This window comes from Vibrio sp. 1727, from assembly GCF_033344415.1.
Taxonomy (GTDB): Bacteria; Pseudomonadota; Gammaproteobacteria; order Enterobacterales; family Vibrionaceae; genus Vibrio; species Vibrio alginolyticus.
Map to the genome: position 1 here is coordinate 71,392 of NZ_JAWPOT010000020.1, position 18,508 is coordinate 89,899.

At 40.2% G+C, this 18,508-nt stretch carries 16 protein-coding genes and 1 pseudogene; 8 read left to right on the forward strand and 9 right to left on the reverse strand.

The features are described from left to right. Positions 1-100 precede the first annotated feature (100 nt). The 3 genes from R8O10_RS18330 to R8O10_RS18340 all read left to right on the forward strand — a co-directional run bounded on the left by R8O10_RS18330 (position 101) and on the right by R8O10_RS18340 (position 3,045). Positions 101-2,050 carry an LTA synthase family protein gene (locus R8O10_RS18330; RefSeq protein WP_085569506.1) on the forward strand — a complete coding sequence of 650 codons (1,950 nt, stop codon included), beginning with the start codon at positions 101-103 and terminating at the stop codon, positions 2,048-2,050. Positions 2,051-2,196: 146 nt separating this feature from the next. Further along, a complete protein-coding gene (locus tag R8O10_RS18335; RefSeq protein WP_005377781.1) occupies positions 2,197-2,562 on the forward strand; it encodes a VOC family protein in 366 nt (121 codons plus the stop codon). Positions 2,563-2,661: 99 nt separating this feature from the next. Then, positions 2,662-3,045 (forward strand): hypothetical protein, encoded by a 384-nt coding sequence (locus tag R8O10_RS18340; protein WP_005377782.1) that lies wholly within the window; start codon positions 2,662-2,664, stop codon positions 3,043-3,045. A gap of 90 nt (positions 3,046-3,135) precedes the next feature. On the opposite strand, the gene R8O10_RS18345 is transcribed toward R8O10_RS18340, so the two are convergent. Continuing rightward, complete coding sequence (locus R8O10_RS18345; protein WP_054865581.1) at positions 3,136-3,870, reverse strand: chromosome partitioning protein ParA; 735 nt, start codon at positions 3,868-3,870, stop codon at positions 3,136-3,138. A gap of 31 nt (positions 3,871-3,901) precedes the next feature. After that, a complete protein-coding gene (locus R8O10_RS18350; protein ID WP_005377784.1) occupies positions 3,902-4,060 on the reverse strand; it encodes a hypothetical protein in 159 nt (52 codons plus the stop codon). 617 nt (positions 4,061-4,677) lie between these two features. Between R8O10_RS18350 and R8O10_RS27950 the strand changes: the two are divergent. From R8O10_RS27950 to R8O10_RS18370, 5 genes and pseudogenes are all read left to right on the forward strand, one after another. Beyond that, a pseudogene (locus R8O10_RS27950) lies at positions 4,678-4,848 on the forward strand (DUF6538 domain-containing protein); the annotation flags it as partial. A 138-nt stretch (positions 4,849-4,986) separates the two neighbouring features. Further along, on the forward strand, positions 4,987-5,976 hold the full coding sequence (locus R8O10_RS18355) for a site-specific integrase (protein WP_318191619.1): 990 nt from the start codon (positions 4,987-4,989) through the stop codon (positions 5,974-5,976). Positions 5,977-6,667: 691 nt separating this feature from the next. Continuing rightward, positions 6,668-7,525, forward strand: coding sequence for a hypothetical protein (locus tag R8O10_RS18360; RefSeq protein WP_318191620.1), 858 nt, complete (start codon positions 6,668-6,670; stop codon positions 7,523-7,525). A gap of 212 nt (positions 7,526-7,737) precedes the next feature. Next, the gene (locus R8O10_RS18365; RefSeq protein WP_318191621.1) at positions 7,738-8,100 is read left to right on the forward strand and encodes a hypothetical protein; all 363 of its coding nucleotides are present in this window, start codon (positions 7,738-7,740) and stop codon (positions 8,098-8,100) included. Between the two features lie 4 nt (positions 8,101-8,104). Continuing rightward, positions 8,105-10,510: a DUF3987 domain-containing protein gene (locus R8O10_RS18370; RefSeq protein ID WP_318191622.1), complete on the forward strand. Its 2,406-nt coding sequence runs from the start codon at positions 8,105-8,107 to the stop codon at positions 10,508-10,510. 299 nt (positions 10,511-10,809) lie between these two features. Here the strand turns inward: R8O10_RS18370 and R8O10_RS18375 are convergent, their stop codons facing one another. The 7 genes from R8O10_RS18375 to R8O10_RS18405 form a co-directional block, all read right to left on the reverse strand. Beyond that, positions 10,810-12,504 (reverse strand): DUF262 domain-containing protein, encoded by a 1,695-nt coding sequence (locus tag R8O10_RS18375; protein WP_318191623.1) that lies wholly within the window; start codon positions 12,502-12,504, stop codon positions 10,810-10,812. Between the two features lie 135 nt (positions 12,505-12,639). Then, positions 12,640-13,392 carry an RES family NAD+ phosphorylase gene (locus tag R8O10_RS18380; protein WP_318191624.1) on the reverse strand — a complete coding sequence of 251 codons (753 nt, stop codon included), beginning with the start codon at positions 13,390-13,392 and terminating at the stop codon, positions 12,640-12,642. 385 nt (positions 13,393-13,777) lie between these two features. Further along, positions 13,778-15,316, reverse strand: coding sequence for a hypothetical protein (locus tag R8O10_RS18385; protein WP_318191625.1), 1,539 nt, complete (start codon positions 15,314-15,316; stop codon positions 13,778-13,780). Between the two features lie 379 nt (positions 15,317-15,695). Further along, positions 15,696-16,043 carry a hypothetical protein gene (locus R8O10_RS18390; protein ID WP_146074157.1) on the reverse strand — a complete coding sequence of 116 codons (348 nt, stop codon included), beginning with the start codon at positions 16,041-16,043 and terminating at the stop codon, positions 15,696-15,698. Continuing rightward, positions 15,994-16,272, reverse strand: a complete 279-nt coding sequence (locus tag R8O10_RS18395) for a hypothetical protein (RefSeq protein WP_318191626.1) — start codon at positions 16,270-16,272, stop codon at positions 15,994-15,996. The genes R8O10_RS18390 and R8O10_RS18395 overlap by 50 nt, the downstream gene beginning before the upstream one ends. A 671-nt stretch (positions 16,273-16,943) precedes the next feature. Then, positions 16,944-17,276: a hypothetical protein gene (locus R8O10_RS18400; RefSeq protein WP_318191627.1), complete on the reverse strand. Its 333-nt coding sequence runs from the start codon at positions 17,274-17,276 to the stop codon at positions 16,944-16,946. Then, positions 17,273-18,268 carry a hypothetical protein gene (locus R8O10_RS18405; protein WP_318191628.1) on the reverse strand — a complete coding sequence of 332 codons (996 nt, stop codon included), beginning with the start codon at positions 18,266-18,268 and terminating at the stop codon, positions 17,273-17,275. The genes R8O10_RS18400 and R8O10_RS18405 overlap by 4 nt, the downstream gene beginning before the upstream one ends. Positions 18,269-18,508 lie beyond the last annotated feature (240 nt).

Consider the following 18,508-nt stretch of genomic DNA (forward strand, 5'->3'; position numbering starts at 1 on the left):
TTACACTACTCGACCATAAACCCACATTATAATTCACGTTTATTTCACGCTTGCTTTGCTAAAAACAACACAACATAACAATTAAACTATTCGAATAAATATGAAAAACTTATCAAGGAGCTCTGTGTGGGGGCCTTTGCAGCCAATTGCTGCCTTTTCTTTGTTTTCGCTTCTATTTCTGTCTATCTCAAGAGTTTTGCTAGCTTTTTGGCAGATTGACCGTATTGACTCTCTAAACGACTTAATTTACATCCTAGGTCAAGGTTTGCGCGTAGATATTGCAACGCTTTGCTGGTTATTTATTCTTCCAGCACTGTTTTCAACCTTCATGCCATTAACCGGTAAGATGGGAGAGTGTTGGAAGCGAATATTACGCATATGGATGGTTTTAGGGCTTTGGGTGCTTGTATACATGGAGCTCGCAACAGCGCCATTCATTCAGGAATACGACCTACGTCCAAACCGCCTGTTTGTGGAATACTTAATCTACCCAAAAGAAGTCTTGAGTATGCTCTGGACTGGCTACAAATTAGAACTGTTTATTGGTGCGTTAGGTACAGTTTTAACCATCACTTTAGGTTGGAAGTGGAGTAAGAAACTGACCGATAAGGCGCAGCAGGTCAACTGGAAATGGCGACCACTATTGGCACTTTTCGTTGTTCTTTTTGGGGTTGCAGGTGCTCGCTCATCTTTAGGTCACCGCCCGCTAAATCCTGCTATGGTCGCCTTTTCTAACGATCCACTGCTTAACGACTTAGCACTGAACTCATCTTACTCATTGTTGTTTGCGGTTAATAGCATGAAGTCAGAAAAGAGTGCTGAGCAGTTCTACGGAAAAATGGACACTCAAAAGATGTTGGAATTAGTTCGCACTTCATCAACAAAGTCCGACTTCACCCCTTCATTACTCCCAACCATGAACAGTAACCCCGCGACTTACCAGGGTAAACATAAAAACTTAGTGATTTTGCTACAAGAAAGCTTAGGCGCCCAATTTGTCGGTGCTTTGGGCGGTTTGCCTCTAACACCAAACCTTGATGAACTCATGAAGGAAGGTTGGCAGTTCACACAAATGTACGCCACTGGTACTCGTTCTGTTCGTGGAATTGAAGCCGTAACCACGGGCTTTCCTCCATCTCCCTCTCGCGCTGTAGTGAAGCTGAGTAAAAGCCAAACGGGTTTCTTTACTATCGCGGACTTACTGAAAGCTCAAGGCTATCACACGCAATTTATTTACGGCGGTGAAGCCAACTTTGACAACATGAAAACTTTCTTCTTTGGTAACGGTTTTGATCAAATAGTAGAAGAAGACGATTATAACAACCCAAGCTTTGTTGGCTCTTGGGGTGTTAGTGATGAAGATCTATATAACAAAGCAAACGAAGAGTTTGAACGCCTTTCAAAAAGCGACAAACCTTTTTTTAGCTTAGTTTTTACGTCAAGTAATCATAGCCCTTATGAGTATCCAAAAGGCAAAATTGAGCCATACGATTCAGAATATATGACGCGTAACAACGCCGTTAAATATTCCGATTACGCTTTGGGCACTTTCTTTGAAAAGGCGAAAAAGTCATCTTATTGGGATGATACCATTTTCATTGTAATTGCAGATCATGATGCACGTGTTTCTGGCGCTAACCTTGTTCCAGTTAAGCACTTTCACATTCCAGCATTGATCCTTGGTAAAGGCATTCAACCACGTAAAGATGACCGCATAGCAAACAACATCGACATGCCGCCTACACTGTTATCTCTAATTGGGGTAGATGCTAAAACACCGATGATTGGTCGTGATTTAACGAAGCCACTAGCTCGCGAAGATGAGCGCGCAATGATGCAATACGACAAAAACTTTGGTTATTTAACGCGCGACAATCTCGTTGTGCTTTCACCTGGTGAAAAGGTATCGACCCTGGCGTACGACTTTAACGGCCAAACCATGGAGCCGCTAGAGGTGGACGAGTCTATTGTCGAGCGTGCAAAAGCAAACGCATTATTTGCATCTAAAGCTTATCAAAACAACTGGTATTCTTCCAAACACACTCATTAATACCAATGATTCCGCTGATAAAAAGGAGCTAAACGGCTCCTTTTTCTTATTCTTTCACTTACCTTCGAGAATGTGCTACTGACAACTCCTGTCGTTCCTTTCCGTTAGATTGCCCCTACTATTTCTAATTGATTAAGGAACAAACCATGCTGACTATCAATTCATTCGTTCTCTACGTTGAGGACATCCACATAAGCCAAGTTTTTTATTCGAAACTGTTCGAACGCAAAGTCACGCAGTTGTCTCCAACCTTCGCCGCTATTCCACTGACCGAAGGCTTAACGTTGACACTCAAGCAAAGAGATAATCTTTCACCCTACAGCGGCATTCGAGGTGGTGGTACCGAGTTGTCTTTATCAGTGCCCAATAGTCATATGCTAGAGCGCATTTACAAGCGCTGGAAAGACCTAGGTGTTGAGTTTGTTCAACCACCAGCGACATCAGTGTATGGGTTAAATTTTATGGCTATCGATCCAGATAAGCATCGCATTCGTGTTTTCATAAATGAATAAAAATGCGTTAAAAATGCTTTTTACCCATTCCCAATGTGACTTCAATAAATTAGACTCAAGGAAACATCAAAAGCGGCGTAGTAATAAGAAGGAATGCCCATGAGCTCAAGTATGATCCTTAGCGAATCCCTAATCGAGAGCGGAAGAGATATCCCCCTCAAAGAACTGCTTTATGCAAAGCGCGTGCTGGATAACTACATGGCAGTAGCCAAAGAAAGTAGCCCGCTTGAGCTATTAACTGAGATGAAATCGGCAGCAAAGCAAGTAGAATACTTTACAACGACGAGTAACCCGTGTGAGGCTCGTAATGTCATCAGTCAGATGATTGATAAAATCGACACCGCGGAATCTTTTGCTTCGTTCAAAGCATTAGCAGGTAAGCCATCTCAAGCACTCAATGAACTAATTGAAGATCGAGCTCAGCTGATTAAACACGAACGAGAACTCCTGCTCGCCTCAGGCTATGACGCCTCACGAATCTAATATACGCGATAGGCTAAAAGTCATAGCTAACAACGAAAAAGGAGCTCTTAAAGAGCTCCTTTTGCTTTTCAAAAATCGGATACAAAAGACTTAAAGGCCGATATCTTCCGTTATTGCTTTGATTTGTTTGAGGTCCATTTTATAGACTTCAATCATTTGATCGACCTGACTTAGTCGTGAATTAGCTTCATCATGTTTATCACACGCGTCCGACTTCACGTCCCAAGATTTGCCTTCTAAAAATACGTCACACTCTTTCTTGAGTTTCTCAATCTTAGGTAATAATTTTGACCGTTCTTTCTCGAGAGACTCTAATTCTTGCGAAATTTTTAGCTCTTTCTGGAATACTTCGCGGGACCGCTCAAACATAGTCGCTTGCATATCCGCTTGACGACTCAACTTCTCATTTTCTGACTTCGTCGTGTTGATCTTATCTGCCTGCTGCTTCAATTGAGACTCTAGTGACAAGTTGACCTTCTCGACCTCAGTCAATTGCTTTTGCAACTTCTTAAGTGCTTTCTGATGAGCTTCATCTTTCGCGGCGAGTAACTCACTAACTTGGTTTTGTATTTCTTGGTCGAGCGCCTCTTCACGCACTTTTACTTGAGATGCCAACTGGGTTCTATCTTGCGTTAGTGCTTGATACTTTTCTTCTAATACGTGGTAAGTCGATTCCCACTTGTTCGCAGTGACAACCGATCCAACAAGGCCACCAAATGCCAAGCCTAACACCGCAGCGATTGCGATATAGATATGCGTACGTTTGTCACGCTCTTCAATGACAACTACGTCGTCTTGCTCTTCCATTTTGTTCTGAGAACTCACCGTATACTACTCCAAGGACTCTTTTACTTTGCTAGCGGATCAATTCCGCAAACATAATTGATGCTGTATAAATCAGAAATGCGCCAATTAATGTTATAACGGTCGCTTTTTGGACTTTTTCATTGGTTCGATAACGAAACAGCACAAATGCTACTGCAATCAACACCGCAATGGCTAATAATCTGGTCATACCGCCTCCTTGTCCACTCATGAAAAACTGCCTAGGTCCGTAGACTGTTTCACAAAGATTCATTGTAACCCATTTATACGTACCATAAGGTCAACTTAGCGTAGATTTTAAAATAAGTGCTCCGATTTTAATCAATTTTGTGTTCTTAATTGAATAACTTATGTCGTAACGATCGAAACACATTTATCGTTCTGAAGTGTTTTTGGGTTCCATTCCCTAACCCAATAAATTTTATTTATGCCGTGACTCGCTCAAAAAGATTGGCAAACATACCTTCATGAAAATAGATGAGGTTATTTCATTGAAAATAAATTGACATAGGGTGTTGAAATGGACCAAAAACATGATAGAGTTCACACGTTAATGATGACCAGCATCATTAACTAACCTTTACTCATTTAATTGAGTAATTGTTCCGATGAAGACTGCAGGAGAGTGGTTATTAATCAAATTTTAACATTTGATTAGCATAACTCGCCGAAGAATTAACTATTTCAGGTGCTACCTAGGTAGCGGAGACTGTAGTTGGAGGAACCTCTGGAGCCATGAGAATCTAGAGTTACCTACCTGATATTATTGACTTTCTTAGATGTGACCCACAATTTGGGGTACATTTAATGAGAAATCTCACCAAACGAAATACTACGTTTTACTATCAGAGAAGAATCCCTTCTCACCTTCAACAACACTACAAAAATGAGAAAAGAATTCGTTTCTCACTTCATACAACCAACCTTCGTGAAGCTACTATCTTAGCGACTAAACACACAGCCAATTACGATAGAGAATTCTTTCAACTCCAATACATTACATTGTCACAGACTCCTGTTGTAACTAATCTAGTTGTAGCTGAACAACCACAATTAAATCCTAAGCAGCAACCCAAGAGGAAAGACTCGAAACTATCTGACTGTATTGAATTATTCATGGCAGCTAAAACAGTAGATAGAGTCTCCGCAAAAGCCTTAGCTCGATACAGATCTAGACTTGAGCTGCTACTGCGCATTGTTAAAAACAAAGGGATTAACTCATTCACCCGTGATGATGCCTTATCGTTTAAACACCAGCTTGTGCAACTACCGCCCAATATCAACAACAACCCACGTTACAAAGGGAAAACGATTAAACAAATTATTGCTTTTGGTGATAATCCTATCGGTATTCACACGATTAACGACACGTTGAAAGTGGTTAGCGGATTCTTTGACTGGCTGGTATTAAATGAGAAGTCCGATAAAAACCCGTTCACTAAGTTGCAAGTACGCAAAGAAATCAAAGCCAGTGAAGAAAGGAAAGTTTTCACACGTTCAGACATTAAAAAGCTATTCAATATAGAACCATACAAAACCACGCCCAAAGAAGCTTGGCACTACTGGATACCGTTACTGGGTTTGTATACGGGAGCTAGAATTAATGAATTGTGTCAGTTATATACCGACAACATCAAGCAAATAGATGGTGTGTGGTGTATCTCTATCAACGCAGACAGACCAGATCAGAAGCTCAAAACCAAAGCAGCGTTTAGGAATATACCGATACACCGTAAACTGATTAAGCTAGGTTTTATTGACTACGTTAAAAGCCTACCTTTAGGGCTAGTGTTCCCTACTCTCAAATACTTATCAGAGGATGGTTACGGTAAGTACCCTTCTAAGTGGTTCAGTATTCAGCGTGATAAAGTTCTAAACAAGGATGAACGTTATAAAAAGACATTCCACTCCTTCCGACACACTGTAGCCAATGAATTCAAACAGATGGGTGTTGAGTACAGTCCTGCCTCTTACGTACTAGGACATACAGATGAAACAATGACATATGGTCGATACGGTAAGGACTATAAGCCTAAGCTGTTACAGGAAATCATAGAGAAGCTGGATTTCGAATCGGAAACAAGCTTATGTCGATTGTGGTATTAAAGATGAGTCCAGAGCGAACACATGCTTAGAAGGGACGTGCTCTATCCAGCTGAGCTAAGGGCGCTTTCTACCGTGAGCACAGTCACGCGGGATGAATCGTACAGGACTGTGCCTGAGCTTTCAACTCTTATGAGTATCACAAAGATATATGCAATTTGATTTGTAACTTCAAAGACCTCCAGATACACGCCGCATACAAACAAAGAAGGCGTCCCCCAAATTAAATCTTAAAAAATTTTCAGATGCCTATATAAATAGATAGTACTTCTCAAAGTTTTTACTAAAGCTCCTTAACTCATCTTATATTAGATTAAATAGTATTGTTATCAGGACAAAGCCTGAAATAATATACAGTATTAACCAACACTAATATAAACCACTTTGATATGTATTAAAGCACAGTAATTAAAACAATAATATCAGGACAAGAAAAAATAGAATGAGCCCATAGAGGTTAATTTAAAAATTCATTAACTGACCTAGAACCCTTGATATATAAGACGTGAAGGAAAAAACAACAAATAAATAATAAATTTTTCCATTCAGGGTATTGTATTCTTGATAATTACGTGGTTATTATATTCCCCGTAATCCTCCCCTCCCCAATTTTAAAATCCCTCCACTCCAAAAATCAAATTAAAATCGAGACAAAAGTCTATTGAGTATATAAATATTTTATTGGAGGATACTTTTGAAAAATAAAGTTAATGAACTTTTAGGAAGTAAGTTAGAGTGCTCATCATATCTAGAAGCTCCCAACGTAATGACTACAAAAAAGCTAAAGAATGAGCTTACCTTAAAAGAAGCTGCGCTAGCTATTTTCACTAATGGCTGGGATCAAGATTCCTGGGAGGTTGAGGCACATTTCAAAGAGGACTACGAACATTTTGGTTGGCACTTCGGACCTTATAAGTATGATGAAATCTACGATGAAGTCTTTACGGCTTGCGTTGACGGTAGCCTACGTATTGCAAATAGTGCTCGCTTGGGCATGGTCCCGATTCCAGATTATTACATTTATATCGACATTGACGATCTCGTTAACTGGATGCTTGTTCAAAAACGTGATGGAGAAAACCTCGTGCCCTCATGCCTTGCGTCTGCGTGTTCATTCAGTGAACTTTTTCAATTTTATGATAAGGATTCTGAGGCAAAAGGTATTTATAAAGAGTGTGAACATAACCCCACTCCAGAGCTGGCTCTTTTTTTCGGAGAGATTGAATCAGAAGAGCCATCGTCTATCGCGGTACTTCAACGCGAGTTAAAACTAGCTCGTCAGGAAATTAGTCGTTTAAACAATGTACTACAGAAAACAAATGCTTTGCTTGAACGAAAATTCCCCAAGGTTTTTACGTTATGCCAAGCCATCGCAGAGCTACACGACATACTGTTAAATGGTACATATAATAAGCCAAGAATGTATCAAACTGATGAAAGTCTTATTGATGAATTAGATATACACCACAAAGATTGGTTAAACCGCCCTTCAAAGAGAACTTACCAGGACATATTCGCCACAGCTAAAATAATTCAAAAACAAAATCGCTAGACATCTCATCCTAACATCAACTTCAAAGCACCTAAAAGGTGCTTTTTTTGTTATCAGCCTACCGGCAATATCAACTGTTAATTATCTGTTAAATTCTGCGAAGCCCGCACTTTAGCGTTGCGAAAATTTCCATTCTTTTTGCGGTGCCTTCCCACCCCCGTTTATGAAGAATCGTTCCTAGGCGATTTTGCCTGATTAATGAAAGGAAATTCATGATGAATCGTTATACCGCGTTATCAATCATTGAAGCCAAATTTCTTCAGGGTTTTTGGTTAACCCGTCAAGAAATCATGGTGTTAACAGATCACTGCGTAGATGTAACTCATCTCATCCAAGGTTTGCGCGAACGCGGCATTCCGGTTCAGTGCATCAAAGGCAAGCCTGCCCAAAAAACAAAATGGGGGGTTAAGCCTGCTGACCTTGTTAAGCATAAGAAGAACCCATTCTTGTTTCGCACTCAAAACATCGAATGTGTAGTTATCAAACGTAAAGAAAACGCAATTAAAAGCATCCGCCGCATCGAAAGTAACTACGGTGCAAATCTTATCCTAAACACAGTTCAATTGGAGAAGTAACCATATGCAAAATATTAATTTAAAAGTAATCAAAATGGGTAACGGCGGTTTACCACTTATTCCTGTGCCTATGGGTGAAAAGCGTCCCTTAATCAAGTGGAAGGAACTGCGCAATCAAGAGCCAATGTCTTACCGTGTTGATTTTGCGGGCTCAAATATTGCGCTTTTAACTGGCAATACGCTTCATCACAATTTTGTCTGCTTTGACTTCGATATCTATGGCGGTCACGATTCTATTGAAACTGCCAAGACATTGATCGATTCGCGATTTGGAAATATTCCATGGTCTGAAGCATACATCCAAACCACTCCTAGCGGAGGTATTCACTACGTATTCCGCGCAGCAAAAGGGGTTGTGGTAAAAAACGCGACCGATTTACTGAATGATAAAGAGTATTGTGTGGATATCCGTGCTGACGGCGGTCTTTTAATACTTGCACCTTCTCAAGCAACCAGCAAGCAATCTGGAACGTTACAGCCTTACGTGCATACAAACAATATCGCATTGGAACATGCTGCAATGCTAGACAGCGCTGTCTGCCAAAAGCTAATGGCTAAAAGTGAAATTGTATCTAACGAATTGCCAGCAACGGTAAAGCCTTTGGAACAGACTGTCCAAATGAACAACTATACTGCATCGTTTTTCAATGAAGCAATTTCACGGTGTGTCAGCAATCTGGTTATGACGAGCCAAGGTTCGCGTAACAATGAACTGAATCGTCAAGCCTTTAAGATTGGTCAGTTTGTCGGTGGAGGAATTATTTCTTACCAAGAAGCCCACACAATGCTGACGAATGCCGCGACTCAGATTGGTTTACCAATCACAGAAATCAATGCCACAGTATCCAGTGGTTTGCAGGCTGGTTTGCAGAAACCAATTAAACAAGCAAATGACAATTCATTGGGATCTGATTGGGTTACCGAACATCAAATAAGCTCCGTTTGGGCAGAGCCGCAACAACTAGAAGAGCCATTATCTCCAGTTATGTCTCTTACTTCAGATATGTTGCCGCAGGACTTGTACGGCTATGCTGTGATGAAAGCACATGCGTTAGATAATGCTTCTGCTGAGTTTATCGCGATTCCGGCGTTGATTTCATATGCTGCAGTATTAGGTACTTCACATGTAATCAAACCTAAAGCCGCTGACCCTGACTGGAAAGAAACACCAGTGCTTTGGGGGGGACTAATTGCCCCACCATCTGCTAAAAAGTCACCATGTTTGTCTGTCGGAACTAAACCAGTCAAAAAGGTCCAAGCACACTTGACGAAAGAGTTTTTGGATGCGGTCAAGAAAGCTAAAGTGAAAGCTAAGCTTATCGAGAAAAAAGTCAAAGCTCTTGAGGAAGAAGCAAACGACGCATTTGAAATTGGTGACGAAGAGTTGGCGAATCAGAAACTAACGGAAAGCGAAGAACTGCGATCAAAAATAGTCAAGCCAGTAGAACGTAAAGTTATGATTAACGATGCTACCATTGAAGCCATCGGGGTTCGTCTCAGTGGAACCAAAGATGGAGTCTTGATCTTACGAGATGAACTATCAGGTCTTCTCGTTGATTTCAAAGACGAGCGTTCACCTGTCCGTTCATTCTATCTTGAGGCGTACAACGGTAATAACGAGTTTATTACTGAACGCATTAGCCGCGAGCAGACACTTATTCCACGTCTTGCTATTTGGATGTGCGGGGGGATTCAGCCGGACAAACTAATGCCATTTCTGCACGCTCGAAAGTATAACGCGGACAATGACGGTCTCTTGGAGCGTATGCAATTGTTGGTGATGCCAGATATCCCTGAAGGTAAATACATTGACCAGCCGATGTTTTCAGCCGAAAAACAGCTTGTGGAACGTGTGAATAATGCATTCGTACGCGCAGGTACTATCGGCTTCAATGAAAAAGGGAAGTCACGTGTTGTTAGTTTTCACCCTATTGCACAGCAAGCTTGGGCTAACTGGGTTCAAGAGCAGCACAATAAAATCAACTCTGTCGATAAAGATATGCAGCCGGTTCTTGGTAAACATATCGGCTTGTGTGCACGATTAGCGTTGGTTTTCCATATCTTTGAGGGGAATTCAAGTTCCGACCCGATACTTGAATCGACACTTAGTATGGCAATTCATTTTGTGGCGTTTCTGGAAACACACCAATACCGCATTTTCAGCTCTTGTGAAAAAACGGTACTTCATGACCTGTCAAAGCTGTTTTTGAAAAAGCTAGATGGTTTGCCAAATCCTTTTACTCTCAGTGATGTGAGTGATAAAAAATGGTCTGCTTTTGGCAAAGACAACCGTGATATTGTACTCGAAAATTTGTGTGAGAAGGGGTATCTCTTACGTATCCAAAATAAAAGTAAGCAAGGGCGCCCGACAATCTTGTATTACAAACACCCTGATTACTGCGGTGCATAATCCCCTATAACCTAGCCCTCTACGGAGGGCTTTTTAATATGGGTAATATTGGAATAATTTTAGGGGGTGACAATTTTAGAAGAGCGCACTGATTATAATTTCACCCAGCACTACTCTGGAAAAGCTTGCCAGTTAGAGTACACACGGAGATTCTTCTGGACATAAACGTGTTAGGTTGTCGACTGTATCAGATGAGTTTCGGATAAAAATTTCTATGGCGTAACGCCGAAAATCACCAGCAGCAAAAAGCAGAGTGGGAACGAGCGGCGCTTTTTGCTGCTGGTGATTGTTATGCCCTTTTAGCAGTTGCTCATAATTACATTAATGATCTTATCTTTTCGCTTTTGAATTATTTCTCTGCTCCAAATTCCGTTATTAGGAACAAGTCCCTTTACTTCACGCTGCTGTTCATTGTGAGTATATGTTTCCAGTTTTTCGGTGAGGGGAATATTGCCAACAGCGCAATTATGCGACTTTGACAACAACAAATAATTTCCCAGACAGTTCAAAAATTGATTCCTGAACTCTTCGTCATAATTGTCATAGCCATGAGGCTTGCTTTCGGGCTCAGTTGTAGGTGCAATATGTTCTAGTTCTGGACTGATGATTCTATCGAACCGAGTCTGTGAATAACCTGCTTTACCTTGTTGCTCCAAATGAATTTCATATTTCCAGAGCAGGTATTTTCCAACCGAATGGTTGATACCTCCCTGTAGGGACTCGTTCAATCTTTCATCGTTCCAATAAGCCCACCACCAGTCCGTTGTGGCTTTCATCCATTTAATACGTTCAATTATTGGCGAAATATCTTTTTTGTTTTCGGTGAATTCCTCAAACACATCATTAATTCTTGAAGTAATATCAGCCCGCGTCCCTATCAGACGATGCCTAAGTACCAAAGACTCTAAAGACGAGCAAAGTTTTCCAATTTCATCAAGAGGCAAGCCATATCTGTATGCCTTGATTACAAATGGAAGCGCAACAGCTATTCCGCCTAGTGATATGAGAGAATGAATCCCAAAACTTTCTCTCTCATGTTTTCCAAAAAACTTTGATAGATGCTCAAAGCTCGTCGAGAGCGACCTTGAGAACGACTTGATGAAATCAAGTGGATTTTCAATAGCCAACATCTTGTTGATTTTGTCTAAAGAGTTTGTTTCCCAGAGCGAGTTAAAGTAAACCCGCAAGGTATAGAGCAAGACATCATCTTCATTAATCCTGTATTCGATCGAGGAGATTGATTTGTAGATTTTTTCAAAGCGCCCTTTGATTTCCTCAATTAACGACTCCACTTCGTCTTTACCGTTCCCATGCAGATGAACTTGATGCATGAACTGAGCTTTGACTATTTCAAGATTTGACGGTCGTTTTCCACGACTGTTTTGAAAGATAAACATCTGTATCGCCTCCGATTCATTTTGAACCGGGTGCGTGGTACAGGTTGCACCACCGACAATCGACAACATTTTTGTCAAATACCCTTCTGACTTGTCAGAAAGATGTTTCTTGAAAAAGTCGAATGCTCTGACAATTCGGCGTGACGATTCCGTTTCAAGGCCATTATGGTCAGACTTGTTTTGATCTATTACATAGTCAATGAATACTTGATTATCGTAGTCAACAGTCGAAAAGCGTATTGCGCTTCGCCTCTTCACCATGTCTTCATAGCAATCTTCTTCTTCCTCAGATAAAGCCCTTATGGATTTCAGCTTCGCAAACAGAGCGGATAAGAAAATGACAATGGTTGTTAAGCGTTGCTGGCCGTCTATTACATTGAAATATTGTGTTTTTTCCTCAAAAAGGAAGTGACCAAAGTAATAAGGACTAATTGCATTACTTCTGCTGTATTCTTCTAAATCCGACACGAATACGTCTGTTTGCCTGTTTCTGTCTGATTTCTCTATCGGAGTATCCCACGAATATGCACGCTGATATGCAGGCACGACAATTTTGTTGCCAGCCATCATCTTTCTAATAGTTGTTGAAGCTTCCATTTTTTCTCCTATGCATAACGTTCGAATAACGGGCGTTTACTAACCCAAACTGATTGAAACGCCTGAATCACCGCGCTTCTATGAAAAATGCGCCACGAGTAAACGTCCCTCGTTCATTCGCTTGTTATGTGTAATTTACTCGTTAGAAAAAGGAGTTGAAACTCCACAAAAAGCAAATTCGACCTTGTCAGCCTTGCTTAACGAACACGACTGAAAATGAGCACTATCCAAGTCAAACAGGGCTAAGTTAAGCCCATTGCCAAGTGAGCTTTTGAAAGCGATGCCATCGTAACCAAGTGACTTAATCAACTCTGCAATTATCTGCGTTGGCGCATAGTCGGACTTGGAATCGCTATTTGTCACGGGTTCAGAAAATGCATTGTCAATATGCCACCAAACCGCCTGTTGCTTTTTGCCATCATCTGGCTCTTCAATGTAAAAAGGAAAACGTTCACCATGGTATTTGGAAAAGTCGATTACTCGCAGTTCCTTAGGGTTTGAAAACTTCGCGACAGAAATGATTGATCCTAACCAAGGTCTGATCTCAGACATAGCAGTTTCTTTCGTGGAGGCGACATACAAACAAGGAATACCTTTTGGATTTGCTCGTCCTTCAGATGCACCATTAGATAGAGGTCTCATTCTGTTAGCAGAATAAGGTACAGGAAAGTCATCGATGTGTATTTCGTCTTGATAATATGGTCTTTCATCATGTCCTAGCTGCGCCCTCCACATCAATGAATTAGGAGCAATAATTTCAACACGACTAGCGCACGTGTTTTCAATTTCCTTTAAAAAATCTTGTGACTCTCGATCAAGAACATAGCGTGACTTATTTTTTACCGCATGGCTAAATTGCATATAGCTATGCCATGATTTAAAACTCATGACTACTCCTTACACATAACATTCTATTAGATGCCAAAGTAGGGTAATTGAACACCCCCACTTAGGGATTTTTTATACATCTGCCAAACACTAGGATTCAGCGTAATCTCATGTTTTTAATAGAGTAACATCATACACCGCAAAATTATTAACGAAAAAACACGACAAGATGGGGGACTTCACACACATCCCGATTTGCATTAGGAAATCTATCGAAAACTCTTGAGATAAGACTGATGTGATTTTCTTTCTGAAATGCAAAACGGGGTACTTCTGAGTTACGAAGTGCCAACTGTGAAAGTTCTGGACAAAATGTGAGTCAGTAACTTTGCTAAATTAGCCAATTATGTATTAATAGAGGTATGGCAACACGATCTTGAACTCTTTAGCGAGGCTGAGGTACGAGTGTTTCAATTTGAAATGTCGTTGAGTTTATTCGGAAATTATCTCGTTGATATTCATACTTCACTCTTCGTGATAGTAACGCATAGTTTAATGTTTCAAAAAAAGGACGCTTTTGCTCGCTACCGTGTATTAGTGGATTGTTCAAAGCGTACTGGGCTAGTGCTGTTCCCCATCTTTCACCCTTTAAGCCACCTTGACCGATTTTTGATAGGCTACGGTAACGCTCTTCAAATGCTTTACCGCTGTCTACATTAGCCCAGCTACTATTTCTGATAGCTTGAGCGTCAACTCCTTGTTCCTCATCAAGGTTGGCGGCCACTTCAATCAATTCACATAATGTAAAATTTGCAAACTCAAAGTCAGGGTTATTGTGGTTTATATACCCAACAACATTTCCGTTATCTATTTGTCTTTTAATAGCTCTCACATTCGCTGGGACATCACCATCAAAAGATATAAAACTAAATCTGCGTAATTCTTTGTCTTTAACTAAGTTGTCAGCGAGCCTCAACGGTGTACTTGCTTTTTCATTACCGATTGCACCTTTTAGATTGATAAGCTCCACCCCTCCAGAGGCTGCTCGTGGCAAACTATGTAAAGCAGCGTAATATTCAGTCTCTCCTTCTAGATACCATCGAATAGTACTTCCAGTGTGCAATCCAAATTCGAATGCCAAGTGTGGTTTAGCTATTACGGTGTTGTCAGTAGGGAACTCTGTACCAAAAATTCTTTCCCTTGCTCCCGGGTACCATTGACCAAAAGCTTGATCTTCTTCTGGCCAATTCACATCATGAACATCTCTGAAAGCTCTTCGTAATACTTCTGCAATCAATCTAATCCAAAGTGCACCACCGATTTGACCTGTCGTGCGTTCTATTTTTACCCAAGGAGAGAGGCGTAGAAGAATATACAGGTCACTATTATCATCCATTTGAGCGGCTTGAAAACGCAAGTTCTCATGATGCTTGTACCACTCAGTAGGATCTAGGTTTCTAACTAGAGACAGTACTTTCTCTCTATAATTGATTAATTTTTCCTCATACTCTTCAAAAGAAATTACTACTGGATAAGAAGTCTTTGAGGTAATTATTGGCCAATATATTGGTTCTAATAGAATTGCCAAAGTTGCGACTACATTTGCGGTTTCGACCCTTTTACTTATTGACTCCAGAGATGGTAATAGCTCACTAATCTTTAGTAAAAACTCATTGAAGGAATCACGCTCTAAAGAAGATGTAGGGGTAATGTTTAGCTTACAAAGCTCTCCCCCGATATGAAGTGGATAAAATCTAAAAGGATGGAATAGCTCTGTCGAACCAGTATCAAAATTGTCCGAATTAAACCATCCTCTTTTTATATACTTGCTTGGGTCACTTTTTACTCCCCCTGATACATAAAATCCACGCGATTTTGAAAACCTTATTAGTGCAGCTTCATTTAACAAACGATTTTGCAATATTTCGAAGCACTGCTCTTTATTATTTTCAAAAAACAAACAAACGCTGTTACTGCACTGCATAGATTTGGCTGCCCTTTCAACTGATTATCGATCACGTAGCTACCTTACAGCTATTAGGAAAAGTTAGTCAATTCGTGATTGGTATGGTGAGCTACAAATCCATTGAAACACAGAAAGGGGCAGTTCTGCGTTACGATGATCTACCCCGTCAGTGTGATCTACCCCGTCAGCAAGCCGTTGGACATTTATGAGTTAGAAATTTGGTCTAAATCTGTTGATTGATATTAGAAAAATATCTTAAAGAATGGTCCGAACGACTTCACCTTCTTCTGAGGACATTCAAAAGCGCTATCAGTTCGAAGAATAGAAGAGCCAAGAGCACCACTATAAACTTGCTCTTCAAAAAGTGAAGTGAAACGACCTCTATGAATCAAACACTTTAATATTGTTTTATTTCAACACATGTTAATGGCACAACACTTTTGTGTATTACTTCAGACTTTTTTAGATCAACGTAAGTTCCAAACATTTTCCCTTCACTACCGTTAACAATTAAGTGCCTTAGGAAAACCTCACTGCCTTTCACATTATCAAATAAATTGTAAGAACCATCAGAGTTTTTAATTATTGGAGAATGAAAAGATTTACCTGACACACGATAATCAACCTCACTTTCTCCAATAGAGACCTGTATGTTCCATTTGAAGTCATCACTTGTCTTGCAATGAATAGCTGCGTTAGTCCCAAAACTTACCATAGCCATTAACGTCAACAATGCTATTTTCATTGGCGGTGTTTCCTCTATCATTTTTAGGGCAAACTAAAGCGTATGTAAGAATGTAATTGGCAGTAATAGTGTTCCGATCTCTCTGGTACTCAACCAACAAGGCATCAAAGTGCTCCCACGACATTCCACTATTTAAATAAAGTTTACTCTGTAGGTAGTTAATAGCACTAGTCATATCCAACTTAGATGCTTCAGACAGTACGTATTCAATTTCGTCTTTCGGTATCATAATACAGTGGCTCTCTTTACATTAGCCAGAATGTCGATAGAACGAGTGCTCCGAGCCAAACTTTGGCGCAAAGGTGCGTTTGCCGTAATCCGTTTCGGCATTATATCACCCAAAGTTAAATTTGAGTTATGTGATGGATCACAGTCCATTGGTAATGAACTATGGTATCGAAATCGATGTGAATAGATTAGTTTGGATAGGTGATCAGTAAAGTTTACAAATGTGCTCTTACACAATCGCAACTCATAATGGGGCAAAAACGTTTCAGCCAGGTCAGGCTGAAACGAAGATAGACAGAAGCGAGCTAGAATATTGGCTTTAGCTTGGGTGGTTTTGATTAGGGAAAGTATGACAAACTGCAGCTAGCAAAAGGCAAGACTTGACCTTATGTATGGTTGAATTGCTACAGTGAAATGAAAAGACACTGGAATGCATCAATATTACTTCACGTGCAAACGCTCGCCTAAGTAATATAGCCCACACAATGTCACGACAATAAGTTGCCACAGACTAAAAAGCATGACTACTACATAAATAGCCATAACACTATTGTGCTGCTCAAACAGTGGGGATAACTTATTCAACATCGTGATTACAATGCTTTCAGCAGTTAAGAAAGCAAACATTGAACTTAAAAAATGCCTTCTCGTAAGATACTGTTTTTTAGTTCCTTATTCTCTATTCTCGTTGATGATATTGACATTAACGTATGGACGTTTACCAAAAGTACCATCAAGCCCCTCATCCAATAGATTGTTTTGAAAGGCTACTACTGCAGCTAAAGCAGCGATGTAAAAACCAGGTAGAGTTGAGATAAACCCAACAATCCCGTTGATAACAGAATCATTAATGTTCGAATAGGTAGCAATATCTGAACTACAAATTAAGATAATCGTTAGAACAGTCAGCAGAACTGGTAAAATCCAGTCATACAAATACTTTCCTTTAATACCTCTTATAAAGAGAAATCCAAAAGGTCTACTGACTTGTTCAAATAACATCATGCTGTTTCAGCCTCAATGATTTTATCGAAAATTTCATCATGTACCTCATCATAGGAATCCTTCAAAGATACATTGAAATTCTCTAACAAACTTTTTCTCACCAGAGCTTTCTCTAACCCCTCAACTCGAATATCTTGAAGGTCAAACGTAGCAGTTCTTTGCCCCGAGTCCAGTTTAAAAGAGAATGAAATTTGATCATACTCTTCACCCAAATCAGTCTGCGCTATTCCCCGAAAGATTTCTAAATGATTTCTACGTTCAACGCTTGGTTCAACCTCTAATATATGTTTTTTAGTATAGATAGCCTCTTGTCTATCAGGCAATTGGATCCTATCGGTTGCGTACTTGATCAGCTTAATGTTCGAAACATGTCCATCTCTTAGTACCTGCATGAAACTTTCGTCAGGGTCTAATGTAAGCGTACAGTGATGTTTGAATGAGCAGGTGTCTTTTTTCTTGGTATCCTCTGTCACTGGCTGACATTCTTTATCAACTCGATATAGATCTTCTGCCAGATCTGACACTTTTGCGAGTGCTTTGTTTAAAACGCCAACTAATCGAGCGTGACCCAATTTTGGTACAACTTCAAAAACAGTGGAATAGGTTCCAACTCTATCTTGGTTCAAGTTAATAACAACATGACAAGATGCTTCGTATCCTTGATTTGGGTTTGCTAATACTAGCTCGTTTTTGTCGTTAGTTTGAGTATCTCTAACGATAGTGGCAGCACCATTTTTGTTAATGACATTGAGCAGAACGGCAACGTAATTACCACATTCGGATGTTTGAACATCCTGTAATCTAATAATGACTTTGCCTTTGTCCCTTTCAACACCAAAGTCCTCAAGAGTTTTCAGCCTGGCCATCATAGTAGACACTGAAATTATCGGAAGATTTGCTTCTTCTCCTTGCATAGATCTTGTTCTAAAAACCTTTTCAAACTTCAATTTCCCATGCAACACAGTTCTGCTATCAGCATCTAAAATCGCCATTTTATACTTCCAAGTTCACAAGTTATGTATAACGTATCATATAGGTAGATTTTGTACGAGAGTTCTAGAACACACTCTTAACTCTCTGTTTCCAGCAACAAGGACACAGTTCAACTCCTTGCTTTTTGTATGTCTAAAGTTACTGATTATCTGAATTAGTATTTCGAGGCGTGACGCACTTTGGGGCATAAACGTGCTAGCGGTGATCGTGCGGGCATGTGATCGTGCGGGCACGTTTCT